Annotated in this window: 29 protein-coding genes, 2 pseudogenes and 1 riboswitch; of the genes and pseudogenes, 5 read left to right on the forward strand and 26 right to left on the reverse strand. The window is 37.9% G+C overall.

The genetic code is table 11. The features are described from left to right. The first annotated feature begins 31 nt into the window (after positions 1–31). The 3 genes from GZ63_RS0104100 (at position 32) to GZ63_RS0104110 (ending at position 3,530) form a co-directional block, all read left to right on the forward strand. The gene (locus GZ63_RS0104100) at positions 32–733 is read left to right on the forward strand and encodes a peptidylprolyl isomerase (protein WP_038220922.1); all 702 of its coding nucleotides are present in this window, start codon (positions 32–34) and stop codon (positions 731–733) included. A gap of 175 nt (positions 734–908) precedes the next feature. Then, positions 909–1,769: a gluconate 2-dehydrogenase subunit 3 family protein gene (locus GZ63_RS0104105; protein ID WP_051681379.1), complete on the forward strand. Its 861-nt coding sequence runs from the start codon at positions 909–911 to the stop codon at positions 1,767–1,769. A 15-nt stretch (positions 1,770–1,784) separates the two neighbouring features. Beyond that, complete coding sequence (locus tag GZ63_RS0104110) at positions 1,785–3,530, forward strand: GMC family oxidoreductase (protein ID WP_029267165.1); 1,746 nt, start codon at positions 1,785–1,787, stop codon at positions 3,528–3,530. 70 nt (positions 3,531–3,600) lie between these two features. On the opposite strand, the gene GZ63_RS0104115 is transcribed toward GZ63_RS0104110, so the two are convergent. The 15 genes from GZ63_RS0104115 to GZ63_RS18050 form a co-directional block, all read right to left on the reverse strand. Beyond that, a complete protein-coding gene (locus GZ63_RS0104115; protein ID WP_390337288.1) occupies positions 3,601–4,362 on the reverse strand; it encodes a sulfite exporter TauE/SafE family protein in 762 nt (253 codons plus the stop codon). Positions 4,363–4,429: 67 nt separating this feature from the next. Beyond that, on the reverse strand, positions 4,430–4,657 hold the full coding sequence (locus GZ63_RS0104120; RefSeq protein WP_029267168.1) for a sulfurtransferase TusA family protein: 228 nt from the start codon (positions 4,655–4,657) through the stop codon (positions 4,430–4,432). Between the two features lie 57 nt (positions 4,658–4,714). Next, positions 4,715–5,842: an MBL fold metallo-hydrolase gene (locus tag GZ63_RS0104125; RefSeq protein ID WP_029267169.1), complete on the reverse strand. Its 1,128-nt coding sequence runs from the start codon at positions 5,840–5,842 to the stop codon at positions 4,715–4,717. Beyond that, complete coding sequence (locus GZ63_RS0104130; protein WP_029267170.1) at positions 5,817–6,428, reverse strand: sulfurtransferase TusA family protein; 612 nt, start codon at positions 6,426–6,428, stop codon at positions 5,817–5,819. Before GZ63_RS0104130 ends, GZ63_RS0104125 begins: the two co-directional genes overlap by 26 nt. Before the next feature lie 58 nt (positions 6,429–6,486). Next, positions 6,487–6,966 carry a DsrE/DsrF/DrsH-like family protein gene (locus GZ63_RS0104135; RefSeq protein WP_029267171.1) on the reverse strand — a complete coding sequence of 160 codons (480 nt, stop codon included), beginning with the start codon at positions 6,964–6,966 and terminating at the stop codon, positions 6,487–6,489. A 387-nt stretch (positions 6,967–7,353) separates the two neighbouring features. After that, a complete protein-coding gene (locus GZ63_RS0104140) occupies positions 7,354–8,814 on the reverse strand; it encodes a nicotinate phosphoribosyltransferase (protein ID WP_029267173.1) in 1,461 nt (486 codons plus the stop codon). A gap of 93 nt (positions 8,815–8,907) precedes the next feature. Next, positions 8,908–10,080 (reverse strand): hydroxymethylglutaryl-CoA synthase, encoded by a 1,173-nt coding sequence (locus GZ63_RS0104145; protein ID WP_029267174.1) that lies wholly within the window; start codon positions 10,078–10,080, stop codon positions 8,908–8,910. A 152-nt stretch (positions 10,081–10,232) separates the two neighbouring features. Continuing rightward, positions 10,233–10,901 carry a MerR family transcriptional regulator gene (locus GZ63_RS17040; protein ID WP_198020901.1) on the reverse strand — a complete coding sequence of 223 codons (669 nt, stop codon included), beginning with the start codon at positions 10,899–10,901 and terminating at the stop codon, positions 10,233–10,235. Between the two features lie 203 nt (positions 10,902–11,104). Next, positions 11,105–11,311, reverse strand: a complete 207-nt coding sequence (locus tag GZ63_RS0104155; RefSeq protein ID WP_029267176.1) for a heavy metal-associated domain-containing protein — start codon at positions 11,309–11,311, stop codon at positions 11,105–11,107. A 100-nt stretch (positions 11,312–11,411) separates the two neighbouring features. After that, the gene (locus GZ63_RS0104160) at positions 11,412–12,161 is read right to left on the reverse strand and encodes a MerR family transcriptional regulator (RefSeq protein ID WP_029267177.1); all 750 of its coding nucleotides are present in this window, start codon (positions 12,159–12,161) and stop codon (positions 11,412–11,414) included. Positions 12,162–12,178: 17 nt separating this feature from the next. Then, a complete protein-coding gene (locus GZ63_RS0104165; RefSeq protein ID WP_029267179.1) occupies positions 12,179–12,844 on the reverse strand; it encodes a hypothetical protein in 666 nt (221 codons plus the stop codon). Between the two features lie 198 nt (positions 12,845–13,042). Continuing rightward, positions 13,043–13,858, reverse strand: coding sequence for a ZIP family metal transporter (locus GZ63_RS0104170; protein ID WP_029267180.1), 816 nt, complete (start codon positions 13,856–13,858; stop codon positions 13,043–13,045). Positions 13,859–13,905: 47 nt separating this feature from the next. Further along, positions 13,906–14,271 carry a hypothetical protein gene (locus GZ63_RS16350; protein WP_038220923.1) on the reverse strand — a complete coding sequence of 122 codons (366 nt, stop codon included), beginning with the start codon at positions 14,269–14,271 and terminating at the stop codon, positions 13,906–13,908. Positions 14,272–14,274: 3 nt separating this feature from the next. Continuing rightward, the gene (locus tag GZ63_RS0104180; protein WP_029267184.1) at positions 14,275–14,832 is read right to left on the reverse strand and encodes an EndoU domain-containing protein; all 558 of its coding nucleotides are present in this window, start codon (positions 14,830–14,832) and stop codon (positions 14,275–14,277) included. 119 nt (positions 14,833–14,951) lie between these two features. Beyond that, positions 14,952–15,104 (reverse strand): hypothetical protein, encoded by a 153-nt coding sequence (locus GZ63_RS18050; RefSeq protein WP_198020902.1) that lies wholly within the window; start codon positions 15,102–15,104, stop codon positions 14,952–14,954. A 149-nt stretch (positions 15,105–15,253) separates the two neighbouring features. Here GZ63_RS18050 and GZ63_RS0104190 point away from each other — a divergent pair, with 149 nt between their 5' ends. Further along, entirely contained in the window at positions 15,254–15,628 is a 375-nt protein-coding gene (locus GZ63_RS0104190) for an SLAP domain-containing protein (RefSeq protein ID WP_051681380.1), read from the forward strand. Positions 15,629–15,855: 227 nt separating this feature from the next. On the opposite strand, the gene queE is transcribed toward GZ63_RS0104190, so the two are convergent. The 10 genes and pseudogenes from queE to GZ63_RS0104245 all read right to left on the reverse strand — a co-directional run bounded on the left by queE (position 15,856) and on the right by GZ63_RS0104245 (position 24,110). Continuing rightward, positions 15,856–16,578, reverse strand: a complete 723-nt coding sequence (queE, locus tag GZ63_RS0104195) for a 7-carboxy-7-deazaguanine synthase QueE (protein WP_029267186.1) — start codon at positions 16,576–16,578, stop codon at positions 15,856–15,858. Beyond that, positions 16,575–17,012: a 6-pyruvoyl trahydropterin synthase family protein gene (locus GZ63_RS0104200; RefSeq protein ID WP_029267188.1), complete on the reverse strand. Its 438-nt coding sequence runs from the start codon at positions 17,010–17,012 to the stop codon at positions 16,575–16,577. Before GZ63_RS0104200 ends, queE begins: the two co-directional genes overlap by 4 nt. After that, a complete protein-coding gene (gene queC / locus GZ63_RS0104205) occupies positions 17,009–17,674 on the reverse strand; it encodes a 7-cyano-7-deazaguanine synthase QueC (protein ID WP_029267190.1) in 666 nt (221 codons plus the stop codon). Before queC ends, GZ63_RS0104200 begins: the two co-directional genes overlap by 4 nt. Before the next feature lie 102 nt (positions 17,675–17,776). Further along, positions 17,777–17,823: riboswitch (PreQ1 riboswitch) on the reverse strand. Between the two features lie 70 nt (positions 17,824–17,893). After that, the gene (locus GZ63_RS0104210) at positions 17,894–18,526 is read right to left on the reverse strand and encodes a hypothetical protein (protein ID WP_029267192.1); all 633 of its coding nucleotides are present in this window, start codon (positions 18,524–18,526) and stop codon (positions 17,894–17,896) included. Between the two features lie 215 nt (positions 18,527–18,741). Further along, complete coding sequence (locus GZ63_RS0104215; protein WP_029267194.1) at positions 18,742–19,362, reverse strand: superoxide dismutase; 621 nt, start codon at positions 19,360–19,362, stop codon at positions 18,742–18,744. Positions 19,363–19,581: 219 nt separating this feature from the next. After that, positions 19,582–20,196, reverse strand: coding sequence for a flavin reductase family protein (locus tag GZ63_RS0104220; RefSeq protein WP_029267196.1), 615 nt, complete (start codon positions 20,194–20,196; stop codon positions 19,582–19,584). A 58-nt stretch (positions 20,197–20,254) separates the two neighbouring features. Beyond that, a pseudogene (locus GZ63_RS17315) lies at positions 20,255–20,954 on the reverse strand (thiolase family protein); the annotation flags it as partial. Then, positions 20,878–21,927, reverse strand: coding sequence for a XylR N-terminal domain-containing protein (locus tag GZ63_RS0104230; RefSeq protein ID WP_318842358.1), 1,050 nt, complete (start codon positions 21,925–21,927; stop codon positions 20,878–20,880). The gene GZ63_RS0104230 and the pseudogene GZ63_RS17315, both read right to left, overlap by 77 nt. Before the next feature lie 354 nt (positions 21,928–22,281). Next, positions 22,282–23,294: pseudogene (locus GZ63_RS16365) on the reverse strand (NADP-dependent oxidoreductase). 141 nt (positions 23,295–23,435) lie between these two features. Further along, positions 23,436–24,110, reverse strand: a complete 675-nt coding sequence (locus GZ63_RS0104245; RefSeq protein WP_029267202.1) for an HAD family hydrolase — start codon at positions 24,108–24,110, stop codon at positions 23,436–23,438. A 167-nt stretch (positions 24,111–24,277) separates the two neighbouring features. Here GZ63_RS0104245 and GZ63_RS0104250 point away from each other — a divergent pair, with 167 nt between their 5' ends. Next, positions 24,278–25,105 (forward strand): alpha/beta fold hydrolase, encoded by an 828-nt coding sequence (locus GZ63_RS0104250; protein WP_318842356.1) that lies wholly within the window; start codon positions 24,278–24,280, stop codon positions 25,103–25,105. 11 nt (positions 25,106–25,116) lie between these two features. Here the strand turns inward: GZ63_RS0104250 and GZ63_RS0104255 are convergent, their stop codons facing one another. Further along, the gene (locus GZ63_RS0104255; RefSeq protein WP_029267211.1) at positions 25,117–25,788 is read right to left on the reverse strand and encodes a ribonuclease H family protein; all 672 of its coding nucleotides are present in this window, start codon (positions 25,786–25,788) and stop codon (positions 25,117–25,119) included. Between the last annotated feature and the right edge of the window lie 182 nt (positions 25,789–25,970).

Below are 25,970 nucleotides of genomic sequence, written 5' to 3' on the forward strand. Positions count from 1 at the left end.
GGGGGGACTGTCCCCATGTGGAGGTTTTCGCGTGAATCGATTAACGACAAAGAAGAATGTTCTGTATATCATCGGTATGCTTCTAGTATTTATCATGTTGGCGGGGTGCGGTTCACAGCCAGAGGATGAGGAGACAAAACAGGAAACACCAGAAAAAACTGAAAATCAATCAGAATCAACGGATTCAACTAGTGATCAAACAAAATTTGAACAAGAAAGTCCATTCGTTACGATTACAATGGAAGACGGGGATGAAATAAAGATTGAATTATATCCCGACATAGCTCCAAATACCGTTAATAATTTTATTTCTTTGGCTGAAAACAGTTTTTATGACGGTCTCATTTTTCACCGTGTTATCCCTGATTTCATGATACAAGGCGGCGATCCAGAAGGAAATGGTAAAGGCGGCCCAGGATATACGATTAAAGGAGAATTTGATTCAAATGGTGTTTCAAATGATTTAAAACATAAGCGCGGCGTGATTTCTATGGCTCGTTCATCAGACCCGGACTCAGCGGGATCTCAGTTTTTTATCGTTGTAAGCGACTCTCCTAGTCTTAATGGTGACTATGCCGCATTCGGGCAAGTAATAGAGGGAATGGATACAGTTGATGAGATCGCATCCGTAAAACGCGATGCTAACGATAAACCGAAAAAAGATCAAAAGATGAAAAAAATAGAAGTAGACACAAAAGGAAAAAAATTTCCCGATCCAGAAACAATTGAATAAACGTTAGAAGATGGTGCGCATTATAATGTGCACCATCTTTTTTATATCAATCGATCTTTTAGAAAGAAATATTCATATTTTGGTTAAAATCGGAAAGAATAAAACTATCCAAAGCAAGACTGCTTGTTTGTTTTTATACTTATTTACAAATCTAAGTTCTCAAGGAGGGATGTAAATGTCCGATAAATATGACAAGGACAATGAAAAGGATGTAAATACAAACGATAAAGATGGTGTTAGCCGTCGCCGATTTATTAAAAACACAGGATTAGTTGCTGGTGGGGTTGTTGGGGGATCATTGCTTGGTGGGGTTGTAACAAACCAATGGAATACCACCCCAGATAAAGATACACAAACAAAAGGGAACAAAACAACCCCAGAATTACAAGATGCACGCATGTTTTTCAGTCGTAAAGAGGATTTTGAAGTACTTAAAGCAGCCACGGAACGCATTTTCCCTGAGGACGATAACGGTCCTGGTGCTGTAGAACTAGGAGCACCTTATTTTATTGATAAACAATTAGCCGGACAATGGGGTTCGAATGCGAAGGCTTATATGAGAGATCCTTTTAAACAGGGCAAACAGGTCCAGGACTATGAACATCAAGATAGAGATCAAGATAAGCAAGGACCACATTCAGATACACAGAACCCGACACCAACACCGAGATATCAAACAAGATTGAACAGAGGGGAGATGTTTATTCAAGGACTCCGGAAATTAGATAAAGAGAGTCAAGATCGCTTCAAGAAGAAATTCATAGATGCCGAAGGAGATCAGCAAGATGAAATACTTGAAGCTTTTGAAAAAGGGGAAGTTCAAATGAAAGGTGTTGAAGCTACAACCTTTTTCAATTTACTCCTGCAAACTACATTAGAAGGTGTATATGCAGATCCAGTATATGGAGGCAACAAAAATATGCAAGGTTGGGTCATGAAAGAATACCCTGGACCACGTGCAGCTTATATTAATGACATAGAAAGTGATGATTTTATTAAGATGGAACCAAAGAGTCTAAGGGACTACCAAGGTTAACTGGAGGGATAGATGATGGCAAAAAAGTTGGATAAAGTTGATGTCGTTGTTGTTGGTTCTGGCTGGTCTGGCGGCATTGTATCCGCCGAGCTTTCTAAAGCAGGTTATAAAGTGGTTACACTAGAGCGGGGAGAAAATAGAAAAACAGCAGATTACACTGGAGTGAAAGACGAACTTCGCTATACCAACCGCTTTGAAATGATGCAAAATTTATCACATGAAACAATTACCTCCCGTAATGAAATAAACGAAACAGCACTGCCCGTTAGAACCCAGGGTGAAATGATGGCAGGAACGGATCTAGGCGGTGGCGGTGTTCACTGGGCAGGAGCATCCTATCGATTTGATCCCTACGATTTTGAAATCTATAGTAAGACAGTCGAGCGATATGGGAAGAAAAAAATACCTGAGGACATGACGATACAAGACTGGGGAATCACCTACGACGAGTTGGAGAAGTATTATGATAAGTTTGATAAAATGGCTGGAATCTCTGGTGAAGAAGACCCACTTGGTCCAAAACGTTCAAGTGACTACCCAAATCCACCGATGAAAGAAACGCCAAATTTACGTTTATTTAAAGATGCAGCCAAAAATTTGGGTTATCATCCTTTCCAAATTCCATCCGGTAATATCACGGAAAATTATGAAAACCCGGATGGACAGGTAATCAATCAATGTCAGTATTGTGCTTTTTGCACCCAATATGGGTGTGATTTTGGAGCTAAAGCAGATCCCATTGTTACAGTCATTCCAGCAGCAAAAGAAACAGGTAATTTTGAGTTAAGAACCCAATCCTACGTACGACGGGTGCTCCATGATGGTGGCAAAGCAAATGGGGTCCTATATGTTGATACGGTGACAGGTCAAGAGTATGAACAGCCTGCTGACGTTGTTGTTCTGGCTGCATTTACATTTACGAACAATCGTTTATTAATGTTATCTGAGATCGGTGAGCCATATAATCCAAAAACAAGAAAAGGCGTTATTGGTAGAAACTTTAATGGCCAATATAATAATTCTCATCTTGGTGCGAGAGGATTTTTTAAAGATAAGAAATTCAACCTTTATATGGGCGCAGGGGCACTTGGAGCCACGTTCAGTGATTTTCAAGCTGATAAATTTGATCATACTGATTTGGATTTTATTCACGGCGGACAAATTGAAATCAGACAATATGGTGATGGTGCAATCGCAAGTAACAAAGTTCCAAAAGGCACTCCAAAATGGGGACCGGAATTCAAGGAAAATTCTATTTTCTATGCAAATCGAAACTTAAATTTATGGTATACCAATGCAGTCATGTCTTATTGGCATAATTATTTGGATTTAGATCCAACATATAAAGATGATTTTAATGATCCGCTTATTCGAATTACAAATAAATTCACTGATCAAGATTTTAATATCTCGAAATTTGGTATTAAAAAATGTAAAGAAGTCTTGAAAGAAATGGGCGCCGATATCATTGATGAAGATGAAATACCTAAGAAATTTAATCATGTCTATTTCGGAGGACATTACACCGGGGGCGTGATTATGGGAGACAACCCTGAAACATCTGCAGTGAATAACTACTTGCAAATGTGGGATGTAGACAATCTCTTTGTAGTGGGTGGCTCTGCCTTTCCTCAATTCGGAGGGATTCACCCAACCCCAACAATAGGAGCACTAGCTTATCGTGCTTCTGAAGGAATCGAAAAATACCTCAAAAACGGCGGCCAACTCGCAACAGCAAAAGACAACAGCAGCACCGCATAAAAAAAAGCAAGCAAAGCGCTTGCTTTTTTTTTATGGTGCCTGGCACCACTCGAATATTGTCGATTCATATTCATAGGATATCTAGCCAGATTTTGATTGCTGTTGCTAAAATGAGCAGTGCTAATATCCATTGCAATACTTTTGTGTTCACCTTTTTTCCGACATTAGCTCCTAGTGGAGAGGCAATGAGACTTGCGACGATCATGATAACTGCCGGCAAAAATAGCACTTGTCCCGTGACCAATTTTCCTGTGGTTGACCCGATCGAAGAAATAAAAGTGATCGCTAGAGAGGAAGCGATTGTCATTCTGGTAGGAATTTTTAGCACTAACAGCATGATCGGTACTAATATAAATGCTCCTGCAGCACCAACAATTCCTGCACCAATTCCAACAAGAAGCGCTAAACCTGCCGCAAGCCATTTATTAAAAGTCACTTGATCATGCGGCAGATCATCATTTCCCTTCTTCGGTACAAACATCATGATAGCAGCGATCGTTGCAAGTATCCCGTAAACAAGGTTAATGCTGCTCTCATTCATCAACTGAGAACCATAACCACCTATAAAACTTCCTATTAGGATACTTATCCCCATATAAATAATCAGTTGTTTATTTAAATATCCACCTTTTCGGTATGCCCAAACTCCACCAACAGTAGCAAATAAAACTTGAACCGCACTAATTCCAGCTACTTCATGAGCAGTAAATGCACCTAATCCAAGTAAAGGCGGAATATATAATAACATTGGATATTTGACAATCGATCCACCAATCCCTACCATTCCGGAAATAAAGGATCCGATGAATCCAATTAAAAAGATCGTTATCATAAAAAGAATACTATAATCCAATTACATTCCCCCTCTAAAGAGGGGACCCATCACAATGGGCCTCCTACTATGCTTTTTTAATCCAAAACTTGAATACTTGATCTTCCTTCGTTTGTTCTAGTAACTCATGACCACCGGACTTTGCCCATGCAGTCAGATCGCTTTTTGATCCTTCATCTGTTGTGTGAATTTCTAAAATCTCACCTGTACCAATCGTCTCCATTGTTTTTTTGGCTCTGACTATTGGCATTGGACATGCCAATCCTGTTGCATCTAAAACTTTAGCTATTTCCATTTGTATTCCTCCATTAATCGAATTATTTTCTTTATACAAGATAGATTATCTTCCTAATTATCCAATTGCACAACGGTTAGGACCCACTTCCATATCACGTTGTTGCTCATTTTCCGGATTCATTTTACCCATATTTGTTTTACGAATTTCTTCATATGCATTTGGCTGCGGTGGTAAATTTTCAGTTACCATTTTTCTGAACTTATCTTCATCTTCCACCTGCAAGCCAGTATTTTTTTGATAAAGGTCACCTAAGCGGGCAGACACACTTCCATCTTCTGCTAATTCCTCTACAAATGAAAAGTGTGCTGGTAACACGATTAAATCATCTGACAAGTTTGTATAGCGGCTGTATAATGTGCTACGAAGATCTTCTACCCAGTCTTCTGCTTTTCCGGCAAGGTCAGGACGTCCGATTGATTGAACAAACAATGTGTCGCCTGTTAATAAATATGTCTCATCAACAACAAGTGAAGTACTTCCGATTGTATGGCCTGGTGAATAAATTGGCTGCACAGTAACAGACGTATTTCCAACATGAATTGTCTTTCCTTCTTCAAGGGATGTGTAGTTAAAGGTTACTTCTTCAGCATCTTTTGAAGGAAGGTAATAGGTTCCACCCGCGTTTTTAGCTAGTTTACGCCCGCCAGATATATGATCTGCATGCAAATGCGTATCAAGTACATGTTTGATTTTTACACCGCGCTCCTTAGCGAAGTTTTCATAACTCTCAGTCATACGGGCTGCGTCGACGATGGCAGCTTCTCCATTTGATTCAATAAAATACGATAGGCATCCTTTTCCTAGACGCACAAATTGATAAATAGCACCCCCATCTTTTAGATCTCCAAGCTTAACTGGCTCTAAATGTTCGCTCCATCCTTTCATACCACCTTCTAAACTATATGCATTTGTATATCCTGCTTCCTCAAGCATGTCTGTCACCATTTCAGAAGATTTCCCTTTAGCACAAATAACATTCACATTTCTATCTTTTGGCAGTTTATCAGTGATTGAATCCACCCCATCCATTAGATTGAAATAAGGTTCGTTTAAGCTCTCCACTTTTTTTCCTTCAATTTTCCAATCGCTAAAAGCATCATTATTTCGCACATCTAAAATAAAAGTATCTTCCTGATTCATTATTTTTTTCGCCAATTCATTCGTTGTTATTGTTTTTGTCATCTGTTTTTCCTCCCTCATGAATCATTTCTGTAGGTCCATCCCACTTCGTCATACCCGGTATAACGTTTTTTACATTTTTATACCCTTTTTTCGCTAACCTTTGGGCAGCTTGATCACTTCGATTACCTGTACGGCATATCACATGCAATTCTTTTGTTTTATCGATTTCATCAAATCGATCTTCTATTTCCCCAAGGGGGATATTAATAGCCCCGGGTATATGCCCAAACGCAAATTCCTCTTGCTCTCTGACGTCTAAAATTGTAATTGGTTCTTTTATTGCTAGTTTACTTTTCAATTGTTCTAGGTTCACAATCTCACTGTATGTTACTTCATCCTTTATATTATCCATCTCTGCTTTTCTTATATAATGTATGAACACCTCCCCATCTTCCTTAGTGCCAAGATAATCATGGCCTGTGCTATCAGCCCACGCTTTTATATCAGCCTTTGAGCCTTCATCTGTCGCTTGAACCTCAATCACTTGATTAGCTTCCATATCTTCGATTGCCTTCTTTGTACGTACAATCGGTACTGGGCACGAAACACCTTTTGCGTCTAAAATTTTATCGGATGAAATTTCCACAGGCTCACCTCCTCTAAAAATTATTTACGGTATGGGGTATTAAATATGTCAAAAAAATTTATATAAATAAATCTACATTCCCATCTTCTGCATCGCCAATATATGCACCAACCCCGGCATACTCAATACCATCAAGCAATTCCTCTTTTTGAAGCCCCAATAAATCCATTGTCATTGTGCAAGCAATAAGCTTTATATCTTGCTCACGTGCCATTTCTACTAATTGAGGAAGAGGCATAGCATTATGTTTTTTCATAATCTTTTTAATCATCTTTGGTCCCATACCTAAAAAGTTCATTTTAGAAAGTCCCATTTTATCTGTACCTCTAGGCATCATTTTCCCAAACATCTTCTCCATCAAACCTTTTTTCACAGGTACTTGATTTTCTTTCCGCAATGCATTTAATCCCCAAAAGGTATGGAATATTGTTACTTCATGGTCATATGCAGCAGCCCCATTCGCGATAATATATGCTGCCATTGCTTTATCATAATCACCACTGAAAAGTACAATGGTTGTTTTCTTTTTGTCAGGCATTTTATTAACTCCTCTCCTTCGGTTATACATATACTTGTAGGGGTATTTAAACAACCTGATTCTTATCTTATATGTTTGAGCATATTTTGTCAACCATCAATTTTCATCAAAAAAGGTAGGTTGTTTAAAAACTGGCTACAGTTCTACAACCCACCTTGATTGAACAGACATATGTATCTGGTAATTTTGTTTCATTTTTTCTTTATTGCACGATGATTCTTCCACCATTAATGGAATGACTTCCCTATGAGGTTTCTTCCTTGTTCAGTCTTTCATCGGATTTATGGATAACTTTTCGATATACGTATTTCGATTTATCTTTTCCCTTCGGTGACTGAATTCGCTACTTGAACCTGCTCCTCTGAAGTTTTCTATTCGATTAGTTATTCATCTCTGCATCCCACTTACCATTTTTCTAACTTCTTTAATATTTTCCATTTTATTATCCCAAGTTTTCTGACTTAAATCGACGGCATATTCTTCCGGATGAATGGTCCGTTTATATTCATCCCAGAACAAATCCAATTGGTCTTTCGTATACGCTTGCATTTCAAATAGATCAGGATTTTCATATACTAATTTACCATCCATAAATATATCATGATGCAAATTGATGGCGTTGAAGTTTGTGACGAACTTACTAATATACGTATGAATCGGATGGAACATTTTTAATTTTTCTTCCTCATTTGGATATTCATTTTCTAACGTAATATAATCTCCCTCAGCCCTGTTATTTATCGTGTTCACAATACGATACAATTTCTTCATACTTGGAGTGGTGACTTTCTCTGGATTACCTGATATTTTAATCGTATCCACCATTTCCCCATGCTCATTTTCTATAGAGACGAGTTTATAAACAGCTCCAAGCGCGGGCTGATCAAATGCGGTGATCAATTTGGTCCCCACTCCCCAAGCATCAATTTTTGCCCCTTGTGCCTGCAAACTTAAAATGGTCTCTTCATCCAAATCGTTCGAAGCAACTATCTTTGTCTCATGAAATCCTGCATCATCAAGCATTTTACGGGCTTCTTTTGACAAATAAGCCATATCACCGCTATCTAGACGAACACCTGTGAAGTTGATTTGATTTCCTAATTCCTTAGCTACTTTAATCGCATTTGGTACGCCCGATTTCAAAGTGTCGTACGTATCTACCAGAAACACACAATTTTTATGTCTTTGGGCATATTTTTTAAATGCTGTATATTCATCCCTATAAGCTTGAATCATCGAATGAGCATGCGTTCCTGAGACAGGTATACCGAATAATTTACCTGCCCTTACATTACTCGTTGAATCAAAACCTCCTATAAATGCTGCCCTGGTTCCCCAAATAGCAGCATCCATTTCATGTGCTCGTCTTGTTCCAAACTCCATCAATTGCTGTTCTCCAACGGTTTGCCTAATTCTGCAAGCCTTTGTTGCAATCAACGTCTGATAATTAACGATATTAAGCAATGCCGTTTCTATTAATTGTGCTTCAGCAAGAGGTGCTTCCACACGGAGAATTGGCTCATTTCCAAAAACAATTTCCCCTTCACGTACGGATTTAATATTACCAGTAAAACGTACCGTCTTCAGATAGTCAATAAAATCATCAGCATAACCAAGTTCTTCCTTTAAATAAATTAAATCCGATTTGCTGAAGCGGAAGTGATGAATAAAATCAATAATTTTCTCAAGCCCTGCAAAAACACCAATTCCATTGTCAAATGGCAGCTTTCTAAAATACAAATCAAATACAGCTCTTCGCTTATGAACATTGTCTTCCCAATATGTTTCCGCCATGTTAATTTGGTATAAGTCCGTATGTAATGCTAAACTATCGTCTGTGTAGGACATGAATGAAACCCCCAAAAATTGTTATCGTATCCATTTTACCCTCTTAAAGAAAAACCCTTAGAAAGCAGAAAAATCTAAGGGAATAAATCTCTTCTATTTCGTTTTATGAATATATTGCCGCATATGGTCTTTCATACCAGCCAAACAAATTTTAGCGGGATCTTGATCGGTATCAAGCTCAATGGACGTGCCATCTTTAGGCAACGTTTCAGCGAAAATTTGTTCATATTCAGAAACGGATACTTCCGTTCTTGCTGAAAATAATTCCGTATGTTGTCTCGTATTTAAATAATTTCGGTAATTCGGCTGCAATATACCGGTAAAGAATTCTCCTACAGCACCTGACCCGTAGCTGAATAAACCAATTCTTGAGCCGGCAGCTAAATCTTCTTTTTGTTCTAAGAGAGAAAGTAGCGCCAGATATAACGAACCAGTGTAAATATTTCCGATATTTCTGCTATACTGCGTACTGATTTTATAGTTTGAAAGTAATCGCTCTTGCGTTTCTTCTGCCGTTTCATCCAATACCGTTTTTAATGCCTTATAACCCATTTTTGTATATGGTAAATGATAACAAATTGCCTCAAAATCCTGAAGCGCTAGACCACTTTTTTCTTTATATTTCCCCCATATTTTTGAAAAAAATGAAATGTATTGTTCATTCGAGAGCTTTCCGTCTACAAGTGCCATTTCCGAATAAACTGGCCGCCAAAAGTCCATAACATCAGCGGTTAAATAAGCACTATGTTCTTCAAGTTTCATAATCTTTGGTTCTGCGCTAATGACCATGGCGATAGCTCCAGCACCTTGTGTCGCTTCACCTGAAGTTTTTAATCCGTATCTGGCAATATCAGCTCCGAGCACCAATACTTTGCTGCTCGGATTTAATGCAATATGTCCTTTTGCCATTTGGATGGCTGCCGTTGCACCGTAACATGCCTGTTTCACTTCTACTGTTCGTGCCCAAGGGTTCATTCCAAGCAAATGATGGATGTAGACACCGGCAGACTTTGAGTGATCAACCCCTGTCTCTGTGCCAAAAATGACAAAATCGATCTTTTCCTTATCTGCCTCAGTCAAAATATCAAGCGCTGCATTGGCTGCTAATGTCACCGTATCTTGAGTAATTGGTGCAACTGCCATTTTCTCTTGTCCAATCCCAATTGTAAATTTTTCTGGCTCTACCTCTCTTGAGACAGCTAATTTGTTCATATCTACATATAAATGAGGTGCATAGAAGCCAATTTTATCTATTCCAATATCCAATGTCCTGCTCCTTTGCTTTCAGTTATTCTAACAAGTGATAATTTTCACAAGTAAACTTTTATATGATTAAACATTCTAATGATAATATAATTTAATAGGAAAAACAATCATTTGTGAAAAATTAGCGAACAGTGCCTGGCACTGTTCGCTTTTTAATCGTGTTCAAGCTCAAATTCCCGTTTTAAATATGTTTCAAAACGTTCATCAACATATTCTTTTATAAATTGATCACGTTTGTCTATGTCTTCTGCTTTCCGGAATAAACCAACGCGTTTCTTTCGTTGCTCCATTGGCTGCCTCTGCCAAAGAGCCATCGCTTCTTTTTCCAGAATTCTATTAACCTTACGTTCAATCATAATTTGGTTGAAACGATCGATCCGTTTCTCTTCTGGTTGGTCAAGCTGCTTTATTTCTTCACTTTTTACATTTTGATTTTCTAGTATATTCCTTATATAATCCAACTGTTCTTGGAGTTGCTTTAATAGTTGCTTATTAAACTCATTTTGCTGCTGTCTAAATTCCTCAAAATTCATAGGAGAATCGAGGTTTCTAGGCCGACTCATTGTATCTTCTTGATTGTCATCTACTGTAAATGCATATTCATTGGACAAAATACTTTTAATTTCCGTTGTTTCATAATCTTTTCCATAAAGATATGCGATTCGCTGCAGAATTTCAATCGTTTCAGGATGATACTTTTTTCCTCTGCCTCTTTGTTCCCAGCGGAAATGTTCTTCAAAGTTGTTTAAATATCTTCTAGTAGTAGTTTCTGGAATTTCAGTCCGTTTACTTAACTGACTTACCGAAAACCATTCCTCCACGAACACCTCTCCTTTCATTCATTCAACCACCATTCAACCGCCATTCATTGACACCCTTATTTTAACATGAATGAGTCTATGTGTCTTGCAAATTTTGTAATTTTTTGTAGATGATGGCCAAAGCAAAGACCTTTATATTTTCTTTTTGTTTCCAAAAAGGTCCCCGTTCTTTTTTTGTTCATGTTCATTTCGGATCTTTAAATTCAAATGCTTCTGCTTTTTCCAGGTCCACTATTGTTGCCTCTCCTACTAGCAATTTTTGAAGCTCCGAAGTTTACTTTAGCTTCTTGAATTCCAGGCAATTCTTTTACATTTTCCTCGAATATTTTCGCGCAATTCGCATAATCAAGTCCTTGTATACGATAGTTCTTAACTTTACTTTCGGCTAATTGTTCTACTTGACTCGTCATTCTTATTCAACTCCTTATTGTGGGTCACTGCAGTATCTTTTATGTCGATTTAAAACAACCAAAAAAGAATTGGCTCGGGTCCAATTCTTTTTTCACTTGATCAATCATGCTGTTTTCTATTTAAAAATATTTCTGAGGCAATTTCCATGAATTCTAAAACATCTGACTCAATAGGATAGAAACCTACCTTTTGTGATTTTTCAGGTGATTTCCTAACTTCCCACAGCTTCTTAAGAAAAGCATCGTTATCCCCAAAAGTTTCTTTTTGTTTTTCATGTATGCGCCTAATGATACGTTGTACTTCAGGTGCTTGAGCCCCTTTTGACATATGCTGTTTTAATTGCCCTAACAAAGAAACCCATTCAAGTGTATCCGGATCCCCGCTATTAACATTTGGCAGAAGATCTAATAATTCTTTTTCATCTTCATTAAATAATTGATTTCTAAATTCCATTCGCTGATCCATATTACGCTTATATAACTCTATTAGTTTTTGCATATCGATTAAGTTAATATCTCCATCCATTGTCAGACTGTTCATTAAGCCTTTAATGGTTGACTCAATTTCTTCCAGTTTATCCTTTTCTTTTTGAATATAGGTTAATTGATTTTGCAGACAGCTAACCCAATCCCACTGATGATCAAAGAGCATATTTTTAATTTCCTGCAGACTGAATCCTAATGTCTTTAAAAATTGGATCTCCTGGAGTTTGGCAAGTTCCTTTTTACCGTACAGTCTATGTCCGCCCTCTGTTTTACCTGCCGGGTGCAATAGGCCAATTTGGTCATAATAACGTAATGTTCTTACTGTTATGCCAGTCTGTTTTGTCACTTCCTTTATCGAAATCAAATCATCCACCTCCACTACTATGCACTCGGATTTTTCTTATCCTTTTCAGGAAAAATGGTATAGTACCAAGCATTGATTGTATCAGCTGCGAAGACAATTCCCCATATTACGCTAATTGGATAAATTACCTCTTTCTGATACGGACCATTTTCCGGTACGCCATCCATTTCCTTCATCCAAGACCAGTCTGATAAAACTTCTGCTAGTGAACGGGAATGATCTCCGAAATATACCCAAAAAAAGGAATGAACCACAACAAATACAAATGTATGAACATACCAGCCTAGCCTATATTTACGAGCGATAAAACGTGGATCATTTTCACGCCTCATAATGCGACGATCTTTTTCTGTAAGTAATTCCACTCCTTTCCACTTTCCAATTTTTTGCTTCATAAATCGGTCCAGTTTTTTAAAGTCGGAAATACCAAACGTGCAGGCATATAATATGAAGAATGTTATAATAATCTGGAATGTTTCAATCTCTCCTGTTTTTTTATATACCCCAAATGCCAAGACACCCTCCAGCATTGTCCCGGCAATAAATATAAATAAAAACAACATACCCAAAGCTTGTCGCCTAAAAGCATAACGTATCACTAAAAATAAGATGAGTGAAAGCCATGAAAAAATTTCAAGACTAATAAATATCTCCCACTGATACGGAATAATCACATCGGCCATATGCAATGTCTCCCCTGCGTATTTTTTCTTATGGACATCGAATGATATTTTCTAGTCCAAAATGGAAATGTAATATCAGTATACAAGATGACGTTACGTCAGTTTCAATCCTTTATTTGAAAAGAATAGCACTAAATTTTCAACAAATTATTCGAAACTATAACATTCCTGTATAGGAGAATCGTACGTAACAGGTAACTATCCAAGTGCTACATCAAGAATCATCATAACCGTAAAACCGATCATCACGCTTATCGACGCAAGGTCCTTATTCCCTTCTTCTTGTGAACCCGGAATAACTTCTTCAACTACAACAAAAATCATTGCACCTGCTGCAAAGCTCAATGCATAAGGTAACAGAGGTTGAATAAAAGTTACAGCTAATGCTCCTATAACCCCCGCGAAAGGTTCAACCATACCGGAAGCCTGTCCATACATAAAGCTTTTTTCACGCGACATCCCTCCGCGCCGAAGTGGCATTGAAACAGCAAGACCCTCGGGAAAATTCTGAATGCCTATACCAATCGCAAGCGCAATGGCTCCCGAAAGTGATGCAGTTGGTAAATCAACGGCAACCGCCCCGAAGGCAACCCCAACCGCAAGACCTTCGGGAATATTATGTAATGTAATGGCTAAAACGAGTAAGGTACTGCGCTTCTTTTGATCTGCGTGAATTCCTTCTGCCTGATCCATCGAAGAAGTTGGATGGAGATGCGGGAGTACTTTATCAGCAATCCACAGGAAAATACCCCCAAGCATAAAACCAATCGAGACGGGAGCCCATCCAGGGACACTTCTCCCTTCTGCCATATCAAGAGCCGGTGAAAGCAAAGACCAAAAACTCGCAGCGATCATGACGCCACCAGCAAAGCCTAACATACTATCCATAAATCGCTGGTTAAACCCTTTTGTTGTAAACACCAAAGCAGCACCTAAGGCTGTCATCCCCCATGTAAACAATGTTGCAATCAATGCTTGCAAGATTGGGTGGAATTCTAAAAAATGAGAAATCATATTTGTCACTCCTTCTGTTCAGTATACCAATTCATCTTTTTAAACGCTCATCTATTTGACCTCTTCCATTCATCCAATTTTTCAATCCACACCCTAATTAACGCTCGTAGCTTTTTTGTCTCCATCTCGTAGGGTGGATATGTCTCGACATCAGCATCATCTTCAAACAAATCGTAAATTACCGTTGTATCAGCCTTAATAATAAGTCCACATCTATTTCCGCCAGACTCCACGCATTCTGTTACACCTGTTAACACACGCTCAATAGCTTCTAGGACACTATCATCAACAAGACGAGCGTCAGCCATGAGAAACTCACCGACAATTTTCATTTCAGGTTGATCAAATTCGATCGTTAATATTTTCTTTTCTTGTGAGCCATTTTTCAATGTAATTTCCCGAAATTGATACATAAACTATCCTCCTTCATAAACCGGAAATGCAGATATGATTTTCTCTTTCTGATCCAGGTACATGCTGATTTCCATCCCCTCCGATGTTAGCCCTGCATATGTATTCCCGTTTATCCATGTTTTAGCCTCATATGCTTCATTAATCGCATCGACGACTTGCTGAGCATTCCATTCTTTCGGGAAAAAAGTAGATTTTCCACCATTTGATGTTTTCGAAACTCCATTCACCTCAATTTCCGCCTCATAAACACCGGATGCATTTGGTTTCGTTTCCGTACCCTGAACAATATTTCCTTTCTTTGTAGGAAATCCATCATAATGAAAACCAACCGCCTGGTTCCTTTGATTAACTTCCCCTTCAAATATATGTTCAAGCGCTCCGTCTTTGAAGTATTTTGTATCAAATAAGTCGGAAATAGATGTAATCGATGAGTCAGAAGTAGTGTTCTCTAATTCATTACTACCGTCACCGTTTTCTAGAATGCCCTCTACCGTACAGCCGAATAAAAGAAAGGTACTAAAAATCAAAATGATTATACTTTTCCATTTAGCAAACATCATTTTTCACGTCCTCATAAAAATCTTGTATTATCAATATAGTCAATTTGACGATGATGTCAATATCGGATAAAAAATAATCTCTTACATGCCTATTAGCAAGAAGAGATTATCTTTTAATTTTATCCTCTTTTTCTTTTGTTTTTCTTATTTTCTAAATTAAGAAACTCACTATCTTCTGCAAACTCTGCATCATTTCTGCCAATCTTATTGTTTTTATTCTTATTATTTTGCCGTCCTTTATCTTTGTTACGATTTTTATTTTGCTCTGACATGTCTACGTCCTCCTGTCCTATTTCTTCACGTATAGGTTGTCCAAATTCAAATAAAATAATCGCGTTATTCTTTCGTTTCATGTATCCTAACATTAATGGAAATTTACTTTCCATCATGATCAAAAATATCTAAAATGGCAGGGATCCTTATGCAAAAACTAACTTTTCACCCAGCATGGGAGAAGACATTATCTGTAAAAGATAAAGAGCAAATCGAACAATCCTTTCATCATACACGCTTTTCCAGCTGCAGTATTCACTTCACACCTTTATGGGAAGCAATCAATCATAAAGGAGAACTGCTAGTCACGGTAATCATTCATAACTCGACTGATGGACCAGTTCTTTTCCATCACCAACAATTCATTTACGAAAAAAATAGAACAGTCATCGCATCATCCAATTTCTCACTTCCTTCACAAGTGCAAAAGGAAACAAGCATGCCTTGGACATTCATTTTTCCATCTGGCACATTTACAGACGCCTCCGAAATAAAAGGTGGTGAAATAACTATGAAAGAATAGACAAGTTCATTTGTTTTTATCACTAAAAAAGATCAATCCCGCTTTCAATTCATGATCAAGATGTAAAAATCCGTATGAATAATAAGGAAGTATCCGTTTGCCCGGATTCATGAAGATGACTTTTTTAAGTATCAAAAATAATGACATCTATAATTTTAATTTATAACAAAAAAAGAATCGGACATTGGTATCCAATTCTTTTCCCTGTGTGTATCGCTTGTCTTTTTTCAAACGCCTCGCTTATTCCCCCATAAATACGTATGTAACTGTGGCAACACACGAACATCTTTGAATACTTCATCTTCCATTACAAGATCAACCAGCTGTTCATATTTTTTCAGTAAATGAGTGATCAGTTGTTCATCATTTGTTTGCTCAATGTGTTCATTTCCAACCTGAAGGAAAAGTGCTGCATCAGGATAGCGTTGATGGACATCTTTCGCATAGTTAAAATCCGCATGATCAAAGATGACAATTTTCAAGCTATACATCCCTTGCTGTTTTTTATTTAATGCATCAATAATAAAGTCCAGTTTTTCAAAGTCTGTTTTCATTCCTGAACTTGGCGGTTTCGGTGAAATTGTCAAATCATCAATTTGCGTAAACCAATCCTGCCACTTACTTCCTTGGGTTTCTAGAGCTACTTGTATTTGCGTATCGTGCAGGATATCAACTAATTCACCCAGTTGACGCAACAAGGCCGGGTTCCCGCCAGAAATTGTAACATGATTGAATTTGTTTCCGCCCTTAGCTTTTAAAGCATCAAAAATTTCTTCTGGTTCCATCATTTGTATCAAATCTTTTTCTGAACCGTCCCAAGTAAATTTCGAATCACACCAGGAACACCCATAATCACAGCCTGCCGTCCGGACGAACATTGTTTTTCTTCCAATAACCATTCCTTCGCCTTGAATGGTTGGACCGAATATTTCAAGTACGGGTATCTTCATAATTTTTTTGCCTCCTTAGGACGGTAAACACAATAACTTGTAGGTGTCTCCCTAAGGAAAACTTGTAGGCACACAGGTTGATTCAAAAGTGTATTTAAATAATCCTGAACAATTTCATACGTAACACGTGCAATCACTTCGGTAGTCGGAAATGCTGTTGCATGGATATCTGAAAAGGCTGAATCCTTATTCATTACGCCATGATCAAATCGTTTCTGGATCAATTCCTTGATTGTTCTAAAATTAACAAGAAAACCAGTATGATCCAGTTCATCCCCAGCAATGGTAATATTGGCGTAATACGTGTGTCCATGCATATATTGACAGATGCCTGCATCTTCATGGGGAACATAGTGAGCCGCGGAAAAATGAAAATCCTTATTTAATTCATATGCATACGAATGTGCAGTGACTGGATAGATCTGTTGCATCATTTAGCACTCACTCCTGCTCGTTTTTCCTCATATTGCTTCAAACCTTTTTGCCTTAATTTGCATGATGGACATTCTCCACATCCGCTGCCTTTTAGTCCGTTATAACAAGTTAATGTATTTTCTTTGATATACTCAAAAGCATGTAATTGATCACTAAGCTCCCAAACCTCAGCTTTGTCCAGCCACATTAATGGGGTATGAATAACAAACGAATCATCCATGGATAAATTTAATGTGACATTCAATGATTTCATAAACGCATCCCGACAATCCGGATATCCGCTAAAATCCGTCTCGCTGACACCAGTAATTAAATGTTTAGCGTTGATTTGCTTTGCTAGTACCCCAGCAAATGAAAGAAACAACAGGTTTCTCCCTGGGACAAACGTCGATGGCAGTTCACCCTCATCTTCTGTAATGTCTAAATCATTCCTTGTAAGGGCGTTTGGTGCCAGCTGATTAAGTAAAGACATATCCAGTTCATGCTGAGGAACATCAAGTTCCTTGCAAATCTCCCTGGCACAGTCAAGTTCAGCAATATGCCGCTGCCCGTACCGGAACGTCACCGCTTCCACATGATCAAACTTTTCCAGTGCCCAGAACAGGCAAGTTGTACTATCTTGGCCACCACTGAAAACAACCACTGCTTTTTTATTGTCCATTTTCATTCTCCTCTCCTTTTTAACAATGAAAAAAGAAAAGGCCGCCACCATTATTTCCATCAAAAAATAAAAAAACAACACCAAGGAAGTTGTGCTGTTTCTGTCTCCTTAGTTTTTTATAGAGGGATGGAATTGCGAACCTCTCCTGCACAATGCAGTATTCTTTTTTGATTGTACATTAAGTGTACCATAGATAAATGGGAATCAAAGATAATTAAACTAAAAAATGTTTTCCTGCTTATGAAAGATGTACTCCGCTAAAGAATCAGCTGTAAAATGCTCTTTGACTCCCCGTTTTTCAAGAAAATAGTCAATTATCTCATTCTTTTTCAATCCAATTTCACCTAACCCTTCAGCAACCGTAGCTAAATAAGCTGCAGAAGGCTTCGTAAAGATTGCTGCATCTACTGGAAAATTAGCGGTAAATGTAAACATCGGAAAGCCATCTTCATCACCAAGATAAAATATCGTACCATACCATCCATCTGTGATTGTAACGGCACCTTTTTTCTTGATTGTCTTAAAGTCAATTTCCAGTCCAGGCTGCTTATTCTCCTGGGCAACGACTTCAGAGAACTGTTCTCTCGTGATAAGATACTTCCTTCCTATTGTTCGTGCTGTCTCCATAAAGTCATGTCCCATAAAAGCAACCCCTCCTTTTCCCCATTTACTCTGCTCTTTCGCAAAATATAATGGGTAAGGGAGCTCCACCATCGCATTTCTTCTCGGTGGTGTTTTATCCGTGCACCCACGTTCCTTTTTATCGGCACCGCGGGGAGTAGATCCATTAATATAACATAGAAATCGGTCTTCGCAAATATTAGACCCGTAACTAACGTACCATACCTCCATCTTTTTAACTCCTCTCCTCAACAAATTCACTTCCATCGTAACATAAATATCGTATTAATTTTGTTAAGAAATTATAACCGAAATCTGAAATTTTAAATGATTTTAAAATCAAAGGGATCGTACGCGAAAAGGGTCTTCCGGCTACCACCCCGGAAGACCTAACATGGCTTTAATTTAAATTACCTGAAATACCTTACTTATGTTCTTCAACTTCCTTACTTTAATGCATCATTATACAATGCATTCACCTTATCCCAATTTATTGTATTCCACCAATTTGTGACAAATTCAGGTCTGCGATTTTGGTACTTCAAATAATACGCATGTTCCCAAACGTCGATCACAAGCAGTGGCTCTTTATTAAAAGCAAGAGGTGTATCCTGGTTCGGTGTGCTCATTACGGATAATTCCTTCGTATCATTATCCATCACTAACCATCCATACCCACTGCCAAATCGGGATATAGCAGCTTTTGATAGCTCATCTTGAAAATTATCAAAAGTCTTAAAGTTCTTCTCAATTGCACTTTTTATATCCGCAGTCGGATCCCCGCCACCATTTGGTGCCATCACTTCCCAAAATAAACTGTGACTATAATGGCCGCCACCATTATTTCGAACTGCCGTTTGAATATCATTTGGCAATTCATTCAAATTCGTTAATAAATATTCTAGTGATTGATCTTGAAATTCTGTATAACCTTCTAAAGCTTTATTGAGATTTTTAACATATGTTGCATGATGTGCACCATGATGTAATTCTAATGTACGTGCATCAACATACGGCTCAAGCGCTTCTAAGTCATACGGTAAATCTGGAAGTACAAACTCAGACAACATTCTGCCTCCTTTTTCTATTTTATAATTTTGTTGCACATGTACAACATAACGCATTTATTGTATTTAGTCAACATATTTTCAACCAGAATTTTTATTGCATTTATGCATATTTATAAAACATACCAAATCTAGTATCATTTGTATGTTTTTAAACTTTGACGGACCTGGTCTAAAAAAACCCACAAAAAAATCCCTTAAAACAGGGATTCTCAATTTCTATTTTGGTAATTTAAATGAACAACCTAGAGGAGCATAATTGCCAGCTAACCGTGCGAGAGGCTTCCAGTTTTCAATATTTATTCTATAATTTCCGCTATACGAAGATTCATCCACACAAACGCACTGGATTTGGCCGAGAACCATATGATCGGTTCCTACCTTAATAATCCGATCAAGTGCACATTCAAAAGCAATGGGTGACTCTTTCACGTAAGGAATTCCACTCTTTTGAGAGGACACAGGTGTTACACAGGCTTTTTCAAACTCATTTACAGAACTTTCGACATGTTTGGATGACTCATACATCTGATTCGCAAGTGCTTCAGGAACAACGTTAATAATAAACGTTTTCGTTTCACGAATATTCGTTAATGTATCCTTCACTGTCCCCGCTCTTTCCTTAGCCCCTCGCCCAATCGTAATAGATAGGGTAGGTGGCTGCCTGGAAGCAACTGTAAAAAAACTAAATGGTGCTAGATTCAACATACCTTCTTTGCTTTTTGTAGACACCCATGCAATTGGGCGCGGAACAACAGAACCGATCATAAGTTTATACATTTCCTGAACCCCGATAGCTTCTGGATAAAATGTATTTGCGTTTGTATTTGGCATATGTAATCCCCTCTCTACGATTCCGTTTACTAACTGGAAAATACATTGTTATAAACGATTAAACTTGCAAATTTTCTATAATTGTTGCTATCCCCATTCCGCCTGCAATGCATAATGTTACTAAACCATATTTCTTTCCGGTTCTTTCCAATTCATGAATTAATTTTGTAAAAAGAATCGCACCTGTTGCTCCTATTGGATGCCCCATGGCGATTGCTCCACCATTTGGATTTACCTTATCCATATCAAGCTCTAATTCTCTCACACATGCAAGGGACTGGGAAGCAAAGGCTTCATTTAATTCAACTACATCTAAATCATGGATCGATAAATTTGTTTGCTTTAGCGCTTTTAATGTCGCATGAACCGGACCCATCCCCATCAATTCTGGTGAGCATCCGGTTGAGGCTTGTGCGAGAATACGAACTTTTGGTTTATAGCCATATTTTAACGCTTCTTCTTCAGCCATGACAAGTAATGCTGCAGCTCCATCATTACGTCCACTGGCATTTCCTGCTGTGACTGTGCCATCTTTTTTTAAAAACAGGCTTTAGTTTTGCTAGTTTTTCAAGACTTGTGTCTCTCGGATGCTCATCTTTTTTAAAAGTAATCGTATTTTTCCTAGTTTGAACGGTATAAGGTACAATTTCATTTTCGAAGGAACCATTAGCAATAGCTTGCTTAGCATTCTCTTGGCTTCTTAAGGCAAAAGCATCTTGCGCTTCTCTTGAAATTCCGTATTTTTCTGCAACATTCTCTTAACTCTTCTTTCATGCTCATTTTTTCATTTCCCAAAACAACCATACGCCCAAGATTAATGTTGTTTGCCCTTACTTGATATGTTTGGATATTTTTTTTGTCTTCTTCCAGATAATTAAATTTGTCTGTCCAATTATAGTAAGCATCTTTATGTTCCTCACAAACGAAAACGCTTTCAATTTCCTTTTTATAATAATCGATAATAATACTTCTTTTTAAAGTGTTTGCAATAAATCCGATCGTTTCAGTCAATCCCTTGTCCTCAAGAAAAACATTCGTTAATTCCTCTTGTATCTTATCAGACGCTATAATATTTTGATTCATTGTTTCAAGTTCATTATATAAATGATCTAATTCATTCGCTAATGAATCTGCTTTGTAGTATCGATCATAAGCTTGGTGCACTTTTTCACAATGTTCTTTTGTTTTGGCGATAAAAGAACAATGAGCATCCCCTTTAGCTACACATTTTTCTTCATGGGCTAAAACGTCTTTTCCAAAAACCTTTGTTAAATACCCACTTGCGAACCCCTCAAGTATCCAGCAAACAGCTTCATTTGTGGAACCATAATGATGCTGATGCTCTTCAGCTTCAAATGAATTTTTCCAGTAACCACTAAAATACAGAGTAGAATCATCGACTTCTAACCGGTCTGCCTCCACTTTGACTAAACCCTGTGCCGTATGAAGGGAAGGACCGGCAAGCAACAACTCCTCCAACGACTTTCTATTTGTTTTAGATAAAATACTCTCAGCCGCTTTTTCCCCGCAAGCCCAACCATATCTTAACAAAAAACCTTTCGCCCTTTCCTTCCCCAATGTAGAGATTAAATCCCTGCGCAATACTCCCAGAGCTTCAACAGAAAACATAGCGACTCTTTCTTCATTCATGGTTATCATGGCGGTTTGAGGATTTATTCTTACCATATTATCGAAAACTAATTGATGCGTATTCATTTTTTTCTCCTCCATCTTTTGTTTATTGGTCGTTACCAGCCAAAAAGACTTCTGACTTACGGAGTTATTTGCATGAATGAAATATTTCAATCTATTTGCCTATCCTGATGATAGATACATAGATTCAGCTCTATCACACCCTTTTCGCATTTCCTCTAAGGTGTAAATATCAACTATTATCACTTCACGCTTTACAGTAATATAAATATACAAAAAATCCTTGCCATTTACCAATTTTAACAATTTTCTATTAATTATTGTACCACAATTAATGTTCGTTATTTTTATTGTTATTTGCAAAAAGCTACAGTATATAAAAAAAGCGTACCTCTTAACCCCAAGAGGTACGACCAATTCCATTTATCTCAATTACTCACCATCTACAACTTTAACCAACTGTTTTCCAATATTTTCACCGGAAAATAAACCTAGAAAAGCTTCTGGGATGGAATGAAAGCCTTCTTTAATTGTTTCTTCAAATTTCAGATCTCCATTAGCTACAGCTTCACTAAGGAATGCATATGCCTCATGAAAATGATCTGCAAAATCTCCAACGATAAATCCTTGCATTTTAGCGCGGGCTTTGATTAGAAACGGTTGCATACGTAATCCTATATCCGCTTCTCCTTCTTTTAAGTTATAAGATGAGATTGCACCGCACACAGGCACACGAGCAAACGTATTTAATAGCGGCCACACAGCATCTGAAATATTCCCGCCAACATTTTCATAATATACATCAATTCCGTTTGGACATGCTTCTTTTAATTGACCTGCAAGATTTCCCTTTTTATATTCCACCGCAACATCATAACCAAGGGTTTCCGTAATGTATGCCGCCTTTTCTTTAGAACCTACAATCCCAATAACACGTGCCCCTACTTTCTTCGCCAATTGACCTGCAATTTGCCCAACAGCTCCAGCTGCACCAGAAACTACAACGGTTTCGCCTTCTTTTGGCTCACCGATATGCATCATGCCAAAGTATGCAGTAAGCCCCGGCATTCCAAGTACACTAAGTGCAGTACGAGGCTTAAGCCACCCGTTTCTACCTTGCTAATTTGCGTGGTATTTGTCACCTGATATTCTTGAAAGGGAAGGTTTCCTCGAACAATATCACCCTTTTTAAAATGGTCATGATTTGACTTTATCACTTGTGCAACGACACCGCCTGTCAATGGTTCACCAACCTGGAAAGGTTCTACATAGGAAGGACCATCCGACATTCTGCCGCGCATATATGGATCTACCGACACGTAAAGCGTTTTTAATAAAATTTCTTCATCCTTTGGTTCAGGAATTTCAATCTCCCGAAACTGAAATGTCTCTTTCGTAGGCATCCCATTTGGGCGCTTCTGTAAAATAAGTTGTTCTTGCTTCATGTACATATCCTCCAATCCTTCAATTTCTATCATTCATATCAAAAAATAGCTTCCATTAATAGTTATCCTATCTTAAATCTACTACATACAAAAATAGTTTGAATCCTTCTAAGCGATACAAACTATTTTTAACATCAATTCTTATAGCAATACAGGCCAGTTATTTTCATTTGCAATTGCCTTCATATTGTTATTCGGATTCACCACAATCGGATGTTTCGCAAATTCAAATAACGGGATATCACTTTCACTATCTGCATATGCCCAGATCTCCTTTGCTTCATCGTCTGTGATTTCACCATTTCTTTTCGCATTTGCGATCCATTCCCGTACCTTTTTCACCTTTTCTTGTCCATTAATCACCGTTCCAACATCCGTGCATATGTCCTGTTCGTTAAAATATAATTCCGTGCTGATCACATGAACATCAAGACCTGCATCTCTAATAAAGATGTTCAAAAAAGGAGTTAATGCACCAGATAAAACAATAATCGAATCACCCTTATTCTGGTGCTCTTTGATTTTTACTACGAGATCCTGATTTACTTCACGAATACCTATATTCACTAATCTCTGGAAAAATCCATTCAATTCCTGTCTTGTTTTTCCACGAAAAGCCTTCGCAAACGATCTAAAAAATTGTTTACGAAATGCATTCTTACCTTTCGTAACACCTAAACCTGTTGCACGGACCAATCCACCTGAAACAACAGCCCATTGCATAGGCGAAAATTCCTTCCTTGCCACCCTTACCATAACTTTGAATGAGCTTCCCCTAAAAAGCGTTCCATCAAAATCAACTGTAACAACCGCCACTCCTATCACCTCTACTATAATTGTAGACAAAATAGAAGCAAAAGTAAATTTTAGGGACTGTCCCCCGCTAATCTAAAGTGGTAAAGTTTAAGGTGAGGCGTACCTCATATTCTGTTTTGTTCACGCAAATACTATAGTAATACTATTTTCTGATTGGTGATGATAAGGTGAAAAAGAATGCATATACGAAAACGATGATTACGCTTGCTGGGGCGAAGGTTTATTGTGAATACTTCCTAAACGAAAAACCGCCGATTCTATTGCTCCATGGATTCGTTTCATCTACCTATACATTTAATCGTTTGATTCCTTTATTACAAAAGAATTTCTCCGTGATAGCCATTGATCTAATAGGGTTCGGGCGAAGCGAGAAATCAACAACTTTTATTTATTCTTATGCAAATTATGCAAGGCTGGTTGCTGAATGCATTGACTATTTCCAGCTTAAAAACGTTACAATTGCTGGGCATTCCATGGGTGGTCAGATTGCTTTATATACTACTAGAATAATCCCTCAAAAAATAAATAAATTAATCCTTTTAGCCAGTTCATCTTACTTGGGGAAAGTGCGTAAATCACTCATTTACAGCTCTTATTTACCATTATTTCATTTAATTGCTAAACGTAAAATACAAAAGCAAGGCGTGAAACAAACCTTAACAAATGCCCTTTATGATCCATCATTCATTACATCCGAATTACTAGAAGAATACGGAAGACCACTAAAAGAAGGAAACTTTTACAAATCACTTGTCCGATTGCTGCGCCACCGGGAAGGTGACTTAAAGCCTGAGCAACTTCAAACAATCCATACGCCTGCTTTATTAATTTGGGGAGAGAAAGACAATGTTGTACCGCTTCATGTTGGACGCCGCCTGGTTAAAGATTTACCAAACGCTAAATTAATAACGTATGAAAAAGCTGGTCATTTAATAACAGAAGAAAGGCCAAAAGAGATTTATGAGCAAATTCTTTCCTTTGTACTAAAAACTTAGAGGGGCAGTCATCAAAACCCCTCTCCATTTTTTATCTCACGCTTACTAAAAATTTCAATCCCGCTTAAGGCCTGAGACGCTAGTTGATCTGCTTCCTTGTTCTTTTTTCTTGAAACTACTTCAAATGTTGCATCAAGACCTAACTCCGCAAATTTATTTTCAATTCGATCAGCCCAGTTTGATAAAGCCTCCTCATAGCAAGGCCACTCCCCTGCTAACTGATTGATAACAACTTGAGAGTCCCCTGCAAATTCAATCGTGATATGATGGGCACCCAAATGTTCCAATTCCTTTACACCTAGATGCAACGCTGCATATTCGGCTTCATTATTCGTTTCTAGCTCATCAACAGCAGCATTTTTGCGAAGCCGATAAACTTTTCCATTTTGTTCATAATAAATGGCGCATCCTAATCCGGCCTTTCCAGTTTCCAAATTAAAACCGCCATCAAAATAAACCATGATATTGTGCGGTTCTGCTTCAATTTCCTCCAGTTGCTTTCTTAATTCCTTCAAATTCCACGTATTTTCATGACGATCGATGAACGTAATCGTCTTCACGCGCCCTGTTTTTTCAAGATCTTCGGCAATTAATAATGCCTTCTTAGCAGGCATGTCCTCTGAACTGAAGCCCGTATCCGTTCCTTTTGGTGTTCGATACACTAATTCCATTCTTACGTACAAATCAATTCCCCCCTAAATAGATACGTTTTTCACTAAAATAATCTCCCTTTCATACTACCTATTATCCCAAAAAATACGATTCTAAATCTGTTGTTCTACTTTTGTAAATGGTAAATACCTATTTAGTCGTGTGAAATAGATAAATAAAAAATGCATCAACTCAAAAGACCACCTCCCATTTA

The sequence above is a fragment of the Virgibacillus alimentarius genome (assembly GCF_000709085.1).
Taxonomy (GTDB): domain Bacteria; phylum Bacillota; class Bacilli; order Bacillales; family Amphibacillaceae; genus Virgibacillus_B; species Virgibacillus_B alimentarius.